Origin of the sequence: Mucilaginibacter pineti, from assembly GCF_900101875.1 — a bacterium.
Taxonomy (GTDB): Bacteria; Bacteroidota; Bacteroidia; order Sphingobacteriales; family Sphingobacteriaceae; genus Mucilaginibacter; species Mucilaginibacter pineti.
Genome location: NZ_FNAI01000002.1, coordinates 665,893 through 680,647, shown reverse-complemented (window position 1 = coordinate 680,647; position 14,755 = coordinate 665,893). Strand labels below are relative to the sequence as shown.

Below are 14,755 nucleotides of genomic sequence, written 5' to 3'. Positions count from 1 at the left end.
AATATGAAAAAAACCATCAATATTCCGCTTTCTGCTTTGGCCGCTTACACACTTTTTAAAAAAAGTTTTGAGAAAGCCGGGTTGCCGAATGATGGGAAGATCAAGAAAAGCAAGTGGGCTTTTGAATTGATGGATAAATTGCAGGCTAATGAACAGATTGCCGCAAGTTTAATTGCAAATGATTGGATCGACTACCAGAATTACCTGCGCGACAGTTATAACCGTATATTAAAATTCGTTGATAAAAGCCCGGAAATGATCATTGGATTTGAACACAAGATCACCCCGCTTTTTATGTACATAGGGGTAAAAGATTATAAGTCATTTAACAAAAAATTCGACAGCGTAGTTAAACCCACAAAACAAGAACGACCGGCGGACGACCAAGGCCCAATTGTTACCATAGCCGAACCGGTAAGCATCCCGGTTTTGTACACATCCGCCCCATTTGGCCGGTTTGCTATTTTGAGAAACCCCGATAACGGTATCATTCGTTTTTACGCCAATGGCGATTTTATTTTCGAAGGCGACGAGACGAGTTTATTTATAAAACCCGAATTTTTAACAAAAGTAGCTACACATGCTATGTTTGGTGATGATGCGCCCTGGGTAAAAATAAAATACGTAAAAGAAGGCAAACCCGGCACTGCTTATTTTGCCCAAATTGAACCCGGAACAAATGATGTAAAACCTGTTGAACCCCAGGCTATCCTACAGTACCTTAATAAAAAATAACCAGATACTTTTCTCTGACCCCAACGCTTGCCAAAGCTGTCCCTACGGGTTAATCCATTTTTACGCGTTTTTTTAACCACTTTATAACTCTCATTATAAAGCGTTTTTATTTGCCAGCAGATGCAGATTTCAAATACCAACATAACTAACTCATAATCAATTACAAATATAAAATGCGTACGCATTTTTTTGCAGTGCGTTCGCACTACGCCTGTATCTGTTTCATTTACAGCGCCCTAATTTTACCATCACAGTCAGCGCGAAGATTGTATCGTTCTTAAGGTCTTTTCAGGGTTCGGGTGGACATAGCAGGGTAGACAGCGCCCTTATTCCCGAAAAGACCTCTGCTCTCCTTTTTACCTAAAAGCTAAAAGGAATTACTATGAAACCAGTAAAATTAGGCATGGCTATAATAGCTATGTATGCAGTAACAGTATTTGCAAGTTGTACAAAAGATGATGTTAAACCAGCGGCACAAAAAACACAAAAAATAATGGATGGCGGGCCCGAATTGCCTCCCCAATTGCCCCCTCCCCCGCCGCCGCCAACTAAGCCATAATAAAAACACATCACAGGCTGTAAATTGAAAGGTTTACAGCCTTTTTATTTGGATAACGTTACTAATAATAAGTACATTAAAGGCAAATATGACTATCCCCCGCAAACCCGGCACCTTAATTAATTCATTCGGATGTTTATTGTTATTTTTACTGTGTTTTATACCCAAGGCCGTAGCGCAAAACGCAAGCGTGCGGATTGATTCGTTACAAAAAAAAGCTTCGGATGCCTATAAACACAACCCGCAGCAGGGGATAGCATTTGCGCAAGAGGCATACCTGCTGGCCGCAAAAGAGCAACTTCCCCGGCAACAACTCGCCTGTATTAACACTATTACTTTTTTTTATTGGGGCATTCAGGATTTTAAAAACGCCCGCATCTTTTCGCAAAAAGGATTATCAGTAGCCAAAGCAAATGGTATTGATTCTCTTGCCGGCGATTTTTTGGTATTAACGGGCGCAATTGACCATGTTAACAATAATTATAACCGGGCTATTGCCAATTATCAGCAAGCGGTTACGTACTATAAAAAAAATAAGCTGCAAAAAAGAATTGGCAATACTTACGTTAATATAGGTATTTGCCAAATAAGGCTTTCCCGGTTTGAGGCTGCTAATGGCTATTTTCTGCAATCGGCCAATATTTTTCATCAGCTAAAAGATACGTTGGATCTATCGGCCACATACAATTCAATGGGGGCTTGCTTTTCGTCGCTCAGCGAGTTTAAAAAAAGTGAGGACTACTACCGTAAAGCTTTGGCGCTACGCCAAAAAATTGGCGATAAAGTTTTAACGGCGCAATCATTAAACAACCTGGGATTTGCTTTTACGCAGGATAACCAGCCCGACTCGGCCATATACTATCTTTCAAAATGCCTGGCCATGCGCCGTAATGAAAAAGACTCCAGCATACTGGTGCTCACGCTGCAAAACCTGGGCAACTCGTTAAAAATGAAAGGCAATTTAAAAAAGGCCGAAGCCTACATTGCCCGGTCGTTAAAAATTGCTGCTAACTATAACATGAAGGAGGATGCAGCCCGCGGTAATTTAGATTTGGCCAACATTTACCTGGCACAAAAAAATACAAGCCGGCCCTAACAACTGTTAACCTTACCGAGAACGCTGCCCGCCAATTAAAACTGCCCGAATTATTGATGAACGCCTACGCTGTAAAGTTTAGCATCTTCACTCAAATTAATGATTATAAAAACGCGCTGCTGTATGATAATAAGAAAGGCGCCCTTAAGGACAGCTTATTCAGCATTGAAAAAAGCAGGGCCATTTCTGAGCTGGAGATAAAATACCAAACCACGCAAAAGGAGAATAACATTGCCGCGCTTAATCGTCAAAACACGCTGCAAAATAAAATAGTTAAGCAGCAAAAGCTATCTATCATAGTGCTGATCATAGCTGCGGTATTGTTGTTTATGTTTTTTGTAATAGCTTATAATAGCTTTCGTATTAAGAACAAGGCTAACCAGCGTATTCAAACGCTGATGAAGGATTTACACCATAGGGTAAAAAATAACTTACAGATCCTGAGTGGGTTATTCACCATGCAAATTGAAAGCCTTAGCGACGAACAATCAAAAGCCGCGCTGCGTGAGAATGAAACAAGGCTCACTTCCATGAACCTTATCCATCATAAGCTGTATCATGACCATAGCACCACACAAATAGAAATGGAGGAGTATTTAACCAAATTACTACATCATGTAAAGGCATCTTTTGGCGGCGATAAGGCAAAAAACGTTGAGCTTAAAATAGAGATAAGTCCGCTGATGTTGGAGGCAGATAAGGCTGTGGCTATTGGCCTTATAGTAAATGAGCTGGCAACAAACGCCTTTAAATATGCCTTTGACGATAAGCCCGGCGAAATTTATCTGGGGATACAAAAATCGGGAAAATCAAAAATATTACTCAGTCTGTATGACAACGGCAAAGGAATACCGCACGTTCACAAAAAAGATGAGGTATCATTTGGCCTTAAACTGGTAAATTTAATGACAAGGCAGCTTGGCGCGCAAATGAATGTTAGCAGTGGTAATGGCACCTCTTACAAATTTGAAATAAATATTTAATAGCAGTAATCCCCCCCTATCCATCAATTAACACCATGAAAATCCAAAAGCTTTTTTTAATGATGCTATTGCTATGCCCAGGCTATACCGCGTTTGCACAAAACAACGGGCAGGATTTCGACCCAAAAGAAAAAGCGGAGCTACGGGCCCTGGGTAGCATGTTTAAAGTCGTAAGATTACAATACCAGGGAAAATTCAACGAAGTTATCCCTATCCTTACAAAAAGGGTCGATTCGCTTAAGGCTATTAGCGACAGAGATTCGACAAAAAAAGTGAATTACCTACACGAATTGGGCAATTTGGCCGTGACGTATGAACTTGTAGGCAACTTTTCAAAATCGGAATTATTGTTAAAACGAGCTTTAGCCGGGGATAGGGGTTTGGAAAACATTCACATGCACCTGACTTTTTTATTCCAGCTTGCGAAATTATATGAAAAAATGGGCAATGATGAAGGTGCCGAAAAATTGCTGGAAGAGTTGGTTTTTTCTGAATACGGCACCGCCAAACACTACAGTAAAAAGGAACAGTATAAGACCTACATGCGCAATATGTATAAAATGAGTGCTTCCTATTATAGGGAAGATTTAAAAAAAAGCTTGACAGCAAATAGTAAAGCGAAAAAAAAAGGAGAGAAAGCGGCACCGGGGTCAAACGTTCTTATAGAGAACCTTCTTAAAGAGATGGCCGAAACCAAACCAGATAACGCAGAACAGGAACGGCAATTAGAAGAACAATGGGAGGAATTTTCAAAGCAAAAGGCTGGAGCTGATAGTAATGCTATGGGTGTCAATATGCTCAATGCAATGATAAAGACGTATATACGTTCTATGGATAATCCCCCCAGCAATACGCCGCCAGCTGCTGCCGATCTTGATTTGTTAAGACAAGGATTGGTAACGTTTGACGGTTACCGAAATGGAATTGACCTTAGCGCGTCATGGGATGAAGTACAAAGACTGTTTTCCATATATAAAAAAAAGAAGAACTACGCAGGTGCCGAGGCCCTCATGGTACAAGCTATAGCGGTTGACGATAGGGAACCCAATGCCGTTGACCCGAATGTAGACATAATCAAGTCGATAATGACCCCACAGCTATCCCAGGCTTTGGATAAAATGGGCCAACCTAAGCTGCTATCAGAAAACATGAAACAATTGGTTAATGTAAACGAAAGACAAGGGGGAGTAGATATTTTTTACATCCAGAATAAAGTACTTTTAGCACAACTTTATAAAGAAACCAACCGAACTGCAGATTATGATACTTTAGTTGATGATATTACAGAGGCATGTAAAAAGTTTGCGGGTTCAACCAACCCGCTTTTAATTAATTGCCTGGCCGAAGCCTATATCGCCATGGGAAAACCTACGCAAGCCGAGGCACAATATCAAAAAATTATAAAATATGCCAAACAACCGCCTTATGATAAAATGATAAGGTCGCAGCACTATTTGGGCGCACTGCAAAAACTGGGGCAGCTGTATAGGTTACGAGGAAATTATACAGGCGCCGAAGATGTTTTGAAACAGGCATTGGCGTATGATAAAAAAACACTGGCCGAAAAATACCCCGAACATATGGGCCGGGTAATTGAACTTGCCCAACTATATGAAAGCACCAACCGCTTTCATTTAGCCGAACAGTATTTTACCGAGATAATGGCCCCAGTTATGAACAGCATAACAGATAACTTTGGCTTTTTAAGTGAGCAGGAAAAAATGGCGTTGCTCAACAATCAGATCTCCGCGTTTGATCTCTCCGCCTCCCTCCTGCTTACAGATCGTGATCCGTCTGCCGAGTTTGTGCGGCAAACCTACAATCAGCAGTTACAACTAAAGGGCCTTGTTTTAAATGATGAGCAAAAGCTGTTTGAAAGTATTCGCAAAAACGGCAACCCACAATTACAGCGTCTGCTTCGCGATTGGCGCAGTAACCGGTCGGCTATTGCATGGCAGTACAGCAGGCCTGCATCGGCAAGGGTAAGTCATATTATTGATAGCCTGGGCAGTATTGCCAATGAACAGGAAAAACAAATTAACCAGCTATCGGGCTCATTTGCCAGTTACCGTCAAAACAACAGAATCGATTTCAAACAGATCCAGAATAAATTAACCACCGATGAAGTTGCCATTGAGTTTGTACGCTTTAAATATTACCGTAAAAGATGGACGGATTCTACCTGGTACGGCGCATTCGTTATCGCCCCAGGTGCGGCGACTCCCCGGTTTGTTCCGCTTTGCGAAGAAAGAAAATTAACGGTGCTATTATCGGCGGCAAAAACCTCATCGAAGCAATTTATAACCTCGTTTTATGGTGATGGACTAACCCCGGGCAGTAATAAAATAACCGGCAGAAAAAGCGACGAGTTGTATAAGTTAGTATGGGGCCCCATTAGGCCGTTTTTAAATGGGAGCAACAAAATTGTAATTGCCCCAACGGGCTTGCTTTGCCGTATAAACTTTAATGCATTGCCGGCCGATAAGGATAATTATTTTATTGATAAATATGAAATACGACAGTTTAACAGCATAAGACAACTTGCCGAGCAAAAGAAGTCTACCTCAACCTATAATAAGCCAACTGCCGTGCTATACGCAGCTATAAATTACGGTGTAAAAGAAGGTTCAGGAAGCTTTTGGCCTGCTTTACCCGGCACCCTTGACGAGGTTAATTCACTAAATGATCTGTATAAATCAGAAAAAGAAAGTACACGGCTTATTACAGGCCTCAACGCTACAGAAGAAAGCCTGAAGCAACTGAGCGGTAAATCGCCGCGGTTGTTATACATAGCTACGCACGGCTTTGCAAAGTCGGCGGATAATACCATTCAGGATTCTGCCGAAACGCAATCAACGGTTGCCGATAACCCGATGTTCAGGAGTGGTATAATCATGGCCAATGCAAACCGGGTTTGGAGCGGTAGCGCACCCATTGAGGGTAAAGAAGACGGTATAGTTACAGCCTATGAAATTGCCGGCCTTGATTTAAGCAATACCGAACTGGTGGTGCTTGCTGCCTGTGAAACGGCGCTTGGCGATATTAAAGGGGCCGAGGGTGTTTTTGGTTTACAACGGGGCTTTAAGCTGGCCGGTGTACAAAATATGCTACTAAGCTTATGGAGTTTACCCCTGCCCGAAACCATACAGCTAACCAAATCATTTTATCCACAAAAGTTAAGCAATGGCACATCTATTTATCAGGCATTTAAATCGGCACAGCTTGGCATCAGGAAAAATAACCCGCCTTATAACTGGGCGGGCATGGTTTTAATAGAATAACGTCATAGCCGGTTAATTGCTATATTATCGTTGTAACGTTATTGGCAACGGTCGATATGTGTTTATTGAACGATTCATTGAATAGCCTATTTTAAACTTTTCAACATATTTAAAATCAATAACTTACATAAACAATTCAATTCCCACCCTGAGCACTTTTTTAATAACCAAATGATTATCAGTGAGTTATTTTCACTTTAAAGAAAATTCCAAACGATTCGCCCACCCAAATTAAAACGGATCAAGCAGAATAAAAAGGGCAGGCTTTTCAGTTCCCGCCCTGGTTTACTGTGATAAAGTATATAAGTGTTTAAGCTTTAAAAGGTATATCTTGCTCCTAACTGCATCTGCCATCTTGAGGCCAGCGGATCAACAGAATATGGCACGCCCGGGTTTACAAACTGGTACAGGGGATAGCCCTGTGATGACCGGGCAGGAATATAGGGTATCAATCCTACGCTTGATGTGGAGTTATAAGTATTTGGTGAAAAATATACTTTACCCCAGTTCTTATCTACCAGATTCGTCAGGTTCATAATGTCTACACTGATGGTAAGAGTCTGTAGTTTTGAAGCGTCCTTATCCGTGTTAAAGTTGATATCCTGCGCGAAGTGGAAATCGGCATTATTGTTCCAGGGTGTTCTTGCCGCGTTACGTTCGGTAAATGTACCTCTGCGCGTGCTCAGGTATTTGTCATGATCAATGAAGCTGTCAAATGCGTCTGCCTGCTGCTGCACCGTCTGCGTTGAAGTGGCCGCGAAGAAGTTGGCCGATTCGCCCCTTGCCGGGATATAAGCCAATCCTATTTGTTGCGGCGTATTCTGTGGGGTATAGTTTACAAATCCATAGGTATATGGGCTGCCTGATTGTGCAGTAACAAATAAAGAGAAATTACTTACCCACATTTTATTCCATGCTTTACGGTAATTGGCGCTTACCACGATCCGGTTGCGGATGTCGAAATTAGAGTTGGCCAACTGCGGGTTATTCGGGTTCAGTGCCTGGTTTAATTGCCAGTTAGATTCAAAAGAATTCCTTATCCCATTGGATACGTCTTTGGATTTACCATAAGTATAGGCCGCTGAAAAACCGAAGCCGTTGTCAAAGTTCCTGGCTATCTGCCCGGTAATGCTATACCGGTAACCCTGCGAGGTATTACTCATTTCATAGGCATTGGCAAACTGTGGATTTCGCGGGTTTTGTCCCGGAAAAATTGGCTGTTTCCTTTGCGTAGCAGCGGTATCATAAGCAAAATATGTTGGGTTATCGGTTAAGTTTACTTGCCTGAAAATTACATCTTTTATAGTTTTTGTATAGATTCCTTCTACCGTGTATTTAAAGCCTGCCTGATCCTTGTAGTCCAACGCCAAGCTGCCTCTCAATACCTTTGGCATGGTAAAATTGTTATCAACGGCATCTACCTGTGTTTTACCGGCGTTAACTTCGTTTATGACCTGGCCATTTTGACCTGCAAAGCCGCCTATACCGGTTCCTGGCTGATGTTTAAGCGGGTTGCCATTGAAAACATAAGGCGGGTTACCATCCGTTTTTTGATCATAAGAGCCATAAGTATTGCCGTTATTATAAAAAGCATAACCCAGCCATGCAAATGGTATGCGTGAAGTAAACATACCTAAACCGCCACGCAGCACCAATGTTTGATCGTTATAGGCATCAAAACGGAAACCCACCCGGGGCGAGGCCTGAACCTTACCAAGGTAATTCCCGCTGATCTGGTTTAGCGGTGTATAAGTATAGCTGGTACCAAAGTACGGATCGGTAAAAGCGTTACGTGTTTTATCACTTAATACTTGCTTTGTTGGTACATCCTGGTAATCAAACCTGATGCCGGGTATAAACCTGAACCTGTCAGATATCTGTATTTCATCCTGTATATAAGCGCTGTAAAAGTTGATATTAAACTTAGCACCGGGATTAGCCAGGATATAATTCCTGCTGTTATCCGTGTAGTTATAGCTCCCCTGTACCCGCTCGGGGTTGTTGTTCAGAAAATCGCCGATGCTTTGATAGGTTACCCTACCGTTCCAGGCATTCACAAAGCCGTAATTGATCTTGTACAGTTCGTTATGTGTACCAACCGTAAGCGTATGTTTGCCTAAGTTCCATACCAGGTTATCAGTGATCTCTATGGTATTTTGCTTCATGTTGAAGATGGAAGCCTCACGGTCTGTACCAAAAAAAATGGTGGAGCCGGGGGTATTACCCACAATCTGTACCTGCGGGAACGATGGGTCGCTGGTTGGGGTGCGGTAATCATGAATGGTGGTATAACCTACTACTGCGCTGTTGGAAAAATTATTTCTGAACCTTGTTTTCAGTTCGGCAACCGTGGAGTTCTGGTTATTGTTCTGTCTATAGGCGATGCTGCCGAAACGAAAATCGAACTGGTCACGCTCCATATTGATCGCATCCGAGCGGATATAGTTGTTACGGATGGCCAGCTGGCTTTTGTCGTCGATGTTCCAGTCCAAACGATTAAAGAATTTGATGGAGTTGGAACTGGAGTTATACTGACCTGCCGTGCCCGGATCGAAGTTGTAATTTTTGATCGAGTAATCGATAATCTTCTGCGCGTCAGCAGCGCTCAGAATACCGGCGGTGGCCGGGCTGCCTGCAACTTCCAGTACTGGATCTTGCCTGCGGGTTATCTCCTCATTGGTGAAAAAGAACAGCTTGTTCTTGATCAGCGGAAAGCCTAAACGGAAACCGGTCTGGTAATCATGAAAGGCCGATGGTAGTTTTTTGTTAAGCTCCGTTCCGGTGTTATCCGGACCAACCAAACTGGCGTTTCTTCCGAAACCGTAAACAGAGCCGTGTACTTCGTTAGTACCTGAACGGCTTACCGCATTGATACTTCCCCCTGTAAAGTTACCGATCTTTACATCGTAAGGCGCGATATACACCTGGATAGCTTCTATCGCGTCCAGCGATACGGGGTTGGTACGGGTAGATGAGCCCGGCATGCCCGAGGAACCCGTTTGCCCCCCTGCCGAGGGACTGAAGCCAATCGCGTCGTTATTGATTGCACCATCTATCGTTACGTTGTTATACCTGAAGTTGGTACCGGCAAAGGAGTTATCCTTGGAACCCTGCGGCACCATTTTAGTGATATCCGTTATACTCCGGCTAATGGTGGGCTGATTCTTGATCTGGTCGCGGGAGATGTTTTGCCCTGCGCCATAGTTATTCGCTTTCGGGCCGCTTTTTGTACCCTTTACTACTACCTCGCTCAACGTTTTAGTATTGTCGGTTAAAATAAAGTTCAGCGTCAGCGGGTCGCCCAGGCTAATCTGCTCAATCGTCCTGGTTTCCGTGTTCATGCTCAGGAATTTTACTTCTATCGTGTAAGGTCCTCCTACCCGTAAACCTGGCAGGTTATACCTCCCGTTTTTGTCAGTGGCCGTGCTGTATTTCGTACCCGATGCTGTATGCACCGCCGTTACTGTTCCCCCCGGCAGGGGCTGGTTGGAGGCATCTAATACCTGGCCACGCAAACCACCACTCGTTTCCTGGGCATGTATGTTTTGACCTGCAATGCAAATTATAAAGCAAAGGCATGCCTGTATGAAGTATTTCATAGTGTATATCTTTTTCATTTTTTAATATTGATCTTATTGCTGACAAGCGGCTTTTTTAAACTACCGTATTGTGTTTGTTAAAAACCGAATGGTGCAGGTACCTGGTCCACCACATGTAACACTCCATTGGTAGCTACTATATTACCATGAATAATATGGATTGGCGTTGTGTTTCCTACAGATATGAGGGTAAACCCATCGGCCTCTACATAAAAACCCTTGCCACCAATAGCATAACCACCCAGAAACGATGATGTAAACAGCTTTTGTGCCGAACCTAACGTGTTTGCCTGCAAAATCAATGGTAGTTTTGACGGATCGGCGTTGATGGATGCCACATCAGGATAGCCAAATTTTTTAAAAGCATCATCGGTAGGCGCAAGTAAAGCCCAATAAGTTGAATTTACACCAATTGTAGCGTACTTGTTTTCGAGATTTGATACTTTAATAGCAGCAGCCAAAAGTGTAAGGTTTGGCGTTTTTTTAATAATATCAAGCAGTGAGCCTGCTGGTGGTAGCGCTACCTTTTGTAATTCCTGCACCACACCATCGTTCAAATCGATACTACCGCCGGGGACAAGTGGTACTCCGTTAAAAAATACACCGTAATAATTTTTTACAAGGTTGGGTTTATAGAGTGAGTCTAACGCGCTCACATCTTCTGCATAAAAACCAACCAGGCTGCCACTGCTGATCTTGCCATAAACAATTCCGTATTTTAAGGCCATGGCCAGAGCTTGCGGGTCGTACTTGTTAATACTATCGAGCGTAAGGCCCGCGCCGATGAAAGCAGAATCAACCGGGACAAAAACAGTAAACGGACCACCATTGCTAAATGTTTCCGCATTGTACATCCCCGCTCTTTTTAAAGCGGCCTGGTAAAGACTTAGTTGGTTATTTTGGCCGATATATTGAAAAACTGAAAGTTTGGCTTTGTTTGTTGTTCCGGTTTGTTCTTTTTTGCATGATGCAAAGAAGAACAGCGGGAGCAAAAACGCCATCATCAACATAACCCGTTGCCTGTTTATGTTCATTTTTTTAAGATAGTTGAATTTTATTTCCATGATAAATTCTTTATGGGATGAGTAGCTGGTTAATGATGTGTACCACGGCGTTTCCACAGGGTATGTTAACATTATTAGTAACGGGATTATAGGATAAAGGCACTGCGATGCCCGACGGGATACCTTGGTTACCGTTGCCTAAAAAGGTAATGGTATGAAATCCGCCCGGATCTCCGCCTATGATCACCTTGCCGGTGTTCAATGTAGCTATCCCCGTGGGATTGGTTTTGGCATACCGGAAAAGATCACCATCAAAATACCGGCCCTTAATGGTATGGTATTTTAGCAGGTTGGCAAGTTTTACCGGATCGGCCATCAATATGCTATCTAACGTGCTTACTCCTAAATTTGTGCCCAATTTCCCGGATCGCTGAAATGCGTTGTTTGATGGCGCTAACAATGTGTATACATCATTGCCCTGCAGTAACGACTTGTCGAGCCCCGAACGTTGCAGGGCAGCGGCAAATAAGCTAAGCGTAGTATCACTATGAAGATAAGCCACCGCATTGGGGTATATCTCCGGGTTCATCACCTTCGGCATCACCTGTATAAAACCATTAGAAGCCGGGTTATCCATGCTGGTTAGTTTTACACCATTAATAGTGGTAACCGTATCAGTACCATCAAGGTATTTGCTAACATAAATATTACCGCCGGTATGCGTTTTATAAGGTTTATTCTCGGTTAACGGGATATTTTTAAATGATATTCTTCCATCCAGGGTATTATAGCGCATGGTGTTTAGCATAACTGCCGGCGGAACGTAAGCGAAACTGTACATTGTAGCCGGATAGGCAACATGGATCAAAGCGTAAGCATCATTATTCGGTGCCAAAAAGGTATAGGGACCGGGTTTTGCAAGGCTATCCTGCAAGCTAACACTGGTAAGTGCAGCGTAAACCACACCGAAAGTAAAATTATCGTTCAATACAAACTTGATAGTACTGCCATCCAATGTTTGGTTTGATGCCTGTGGCGTGTCTTTTTTACAGCCGGCTATGGTTATAACAAGCAGTATTAAACAAACAGCCGCTTTTAACCAGACAGGTATTTTATGTAGGTTGATTATCATCGTTCAAGGGAATTAATTATTTACTATAGGATAAAAAAGCTTGTCTATTTTATACACCGCGCCGTTGGATGCAACATAGTTGTTCACCGGGTGTAATGGGTTAGCATCCAGCGGTATCGCCACCTGTGGCAATTTTGGATCGTTGGTCCACTTAACATAAGCGATACCGTTTTTAGCAGAAAAGATTAATGGGGTTTTAAATTTCAACGCCGATGGCTCTCCCGGTATCCCTAATTGACTTGAAGTAAAACCGCCTACGTAAGTATTATATACACCGTTATTCATCAGCGGGCCAAGCAAATCGTTATAAAGCACCCTTACGTTATAGGGTGGATTGATGTCGTTAAAAAGGATGTGGCGGCCCAGCAAGCTGTCCAACGATGAATAAGTAATGGTAGCAAAGTCGTTAAAATCCAATGTTGGCGGATAGCGCGAGGCAAAATTACGCAGGTCATCCGCAGTATGAAAACCGGCATCATTAAACGCCTTATTTGTAGGTGCAAATACGGTGGGTAATAATTGCGGTCGCCCTGCTGTTGGGAGTGTGGTAAATAACGTAGGCAGGTCACCAATATTTAACCCGGCATTGGCAATGAATACGCTGTCGGCAATTGCTACTGCCTGGTTAAACATACTCAGGTCGGGGTCTGTACTGATAATGTCAGTTATGGTACGCGCAGACAGCCTTGCCATGAAACCCGAAACAGGGTAAATATAACCGTTGTAAGCGGGTATGGCGGGAGCAGTTTTGTTTACCGGCACACCATTAAAATATAATTTACCGGTTTCTTTAACATATAATGGCGCTGATACCGTTGATATTGCGCCGCTGGGCAACATAGTTGATTGCCGCCTAAGCGTTAATATTTGCAGCGTGGTTATGTTATTGGATAACAGGTTATCATCGAAAGTGCCCAAACCTATCTGGTAACTGATCAACTGGCGAAGGGAATCGATATTTAGTTTAACTATCCCGGCCGAATCCAAACCATTGGCTTTCATAGCCGAATCTGTTGGTGCAAAAATAGTGTAGCTGCTGTTTGCATTGATACTTGCTGCCAGCGAAAGCCGGTTAACAGCCAGATTGAACAAATGCAATGAAGCCTGGCTGCTCAGCGTTTTTACCAAATCCTGTCCTTGAAAAGGTATTGCGGGACCAGATACAGGTATCTCATCCGATTTCTTTAAACAGGCACTTAGCATTATAATCAAACCAGCCGCCAGGAAGGCTATCGGCTGAAAATATCTTATGTTAGTCTTCATATGTATGATGAAATAATTATTTATGATTTTTTACACTATCGGGTATAATGACCATGCCATCAAGCCCGTGAACAACTCCGTTGGCGGCCAGGTGGTCAGGATCGGCGATATTGGCTTGCGGACCATAGATGTAGGAGTTGCCATAATATGGCGGGTTATCGAATTTCGCTTCAATAGTTTGGTAGTCTAATGATTTAATACCGTACGCAGCACTGCTGCCGCCAAAGGGCGTAAAAATCGTAATCGCATAATCCGGTGTGAAAATAACGGGGTTGTAGAGGTTAGGCGGCTGTGCATCCTTAGTAAAATCAGATAGAAAGAACCGGTAGGGCGACAGGATATAGGCGCTGAATAAAAACTTTTTATACCTGAGTGTATCTATAGCGGCAAGCATTGTTTTGTCTATGCCATTATTGATAAAAGCGTTATTATCAGGCGCCATAACCACAAACGGACCTGCGCCATCAAGCTTATCCAGTAAGCCGAACTGCTTTAGTGCCTGGGTAAAATAACTGTACTTGGGGCTATTTAGTAAGTATGCTTTTACTGAGGCAGCAGGATAATTCAATACCCTGCTTAAAGCTATTATGTACCCGTTGGCGGCTGCGATATCTGTTTTATTTACCACCACCCCATTGATATGCAACGGAGTTATAACGGATCCGGAGGGCGCTGAAGCTGAATTTAAGGGTACCGAAAGATAAACTACCGGGCCCGCCACGGTTGGATAAGGCGAATCAATAGTTTGCGGAATGCCTGCATATTTCACGCTCATTGGGATGATATGATAGCTAATGAGCTTTTTAAGCGTAGCAGTATCTATTTTTGAAAGGCTGTCGGCACCGATGCCTGAACTGACAAACGCATTGTTATCCGGCACCAATATGGTATAGGGCCCCTTACCCTGTAGCGTTTTATCCAAACCGGTGCGCTGTAAAGCGGTGTAAAACATGCTGAAGGCATAATTATTTTTTATAATGGTTAGCAGCGACCGGTCATCCTTTTGGGCTTGCGGCACCGCATCCGGCGCTTTAACACATGCTGTTTGTAAGATCAGCAGCCATGCTATCGCTATCAGGAAATATTTATTGTTTTTCATGATT

Annotated in this window: 10 protein-coding genes; 5 read left to right on the top strand and 5 right to left on the bottom strand. The window is 43.0% G+C overall.

Annotation, left to right across the window (positions count from 1 at the left end; genetic code table 11):
* Positions 1-3: 3 nt before the first annotated feature.
* The 5 genes from BLS59_RS07080 to BLS59_RS07060 all read left to right on the top strand — a co-directional run bounded on the left by BLS59_RS07080 (position 4) and on the right by BLS59_RS07060 (position 6,654).
* The gene (locus tag BLS59_RS07080; RefSeq protein WP_091146796.1) at positions 4-735 is read left to right on the top strand and encodes a hypothetical protein; all 732 of its coding nucleotides are present in this window, start codon (positions 4-6) and stop codon (positions 733-735) included.
* Between the two features lie 382 nt (positions 736-1,117).
* Positions 1,118-1,294 carry a hypothetical protein gene (locus BLS59_RS31505; RefSeq protein WP_162842573.1) on the top strand — a complete coding sequence of 59 codons (177 nt, stop codon included), beginning with the start codon at positions 1,118-1,120 and terminating at the stop codon, positions 1,292-1,294.
* A gap of 88 nt (positions 1,295-1,382) precedes the next feature.
* Positions 1,383-2,390, top strand: a complete 1,008-nt coding sequence (locus BLS59_RS07070) for a tetratricopeptide repeat protein (RefSeq protein ID WP_091146782.1) — start codon at positions 1,383-1,385, stop codon at positions 2,388-2,390.
* 56 nt (positions 2,391-2,446) lie between these two features.
* Complete coding sequence (locus tag BLS59_RS07065) at positions 2,447-3,373, top strand: sensor histidine kinase (RefSeq protein ID WP_091146778.1); 927 nt, start codon at positions 2,447-2,449, stop codon at positions 3,371-3,373.
* 35 nt (positions 3,374-3,408) lie between these two features.
* Positions 3,409-6,654 carry a CHAT domain-containing tetratricopeptide repeat protein gene (locus BLS59_RS07060; protein WP_091146774.1) on the top strand — a complete coding sequence of 1,082 codons (3,246 nt, stop codon included), beginning with the start codon at positions 3,409-3,411 and terminating at the stop codon, positions 6,652-6,654.
* Between the two features lie 317 nt (positions 6,655-6,971).
* Here the strand turns inward: BLS59_RS07060 and BLS59_RS07055 are convergent, their stop codons facing one another.
* From BLS59_RS07055 to BLS59_RS07035, 5 genes are read right to left on the bottom strand one after another with little or no spacing between them, the layout of a single operon-like run.
* Entirely contained in the window at positions 6,972-10,271 is a 3,300-nt protein-coding gene (locus BLS59_RS07055; protein WP_091146771.1) for a TonB-dependent receptor, read from the bottom strand.
* A gap of 59 nt (positions 10,272-10,330) precedes the next feature.
* Positions 10,331-11,317, bottom strand: coding sequence for a fasciclin domain-containing protein (locus BLS59_RS07050; protein WP_162842572.1), 987 nt, complete (start codon positions 11,315-11,317; stop codon positions 10,331-10,333).
* A 10-nt stretch (positions 11,318-11,327) separates the two neighbouring features.
* On the bottom strand, positions 11,328-12,389 hold the full coding sequence (locus BLS59_RS07045) for a fasciclin domain-containing protein (RefSeq protein ID WP_091146764.1): 1,062 nt from the start codon (positions 12,387-12,389) through the stop codon (positions 11,328-11,330).
* A 12-nt stretch (positions 12,390-12,401) separates the two neighbouring features.
* Positions 12,402-13,652, bottom strand: coding sequence for a fasciclin domain-containing protein (locus tag BLS59_RS07040; protein ID WP_091146761.1), 1,251 nt, complete (start codon positions 13,650-13,652; stop codon positions 12,402-12,404).
* 16 nt (positions 13,653-13,668) lie between these two features.
* Positions 13,669-14,751: a fasciclin domain-containing protein gene (locus BLS59_RS07035; RefSeq protein WP_091146758.1), complete on the bottom strand. Its 1,083-nt coding sequence runs from the start codon at positions 14,749-14,751 to the stop codon at positions 13,669-13,671.
* Positions 14,752-14,755: the final 4 nt, after the last annotated feature.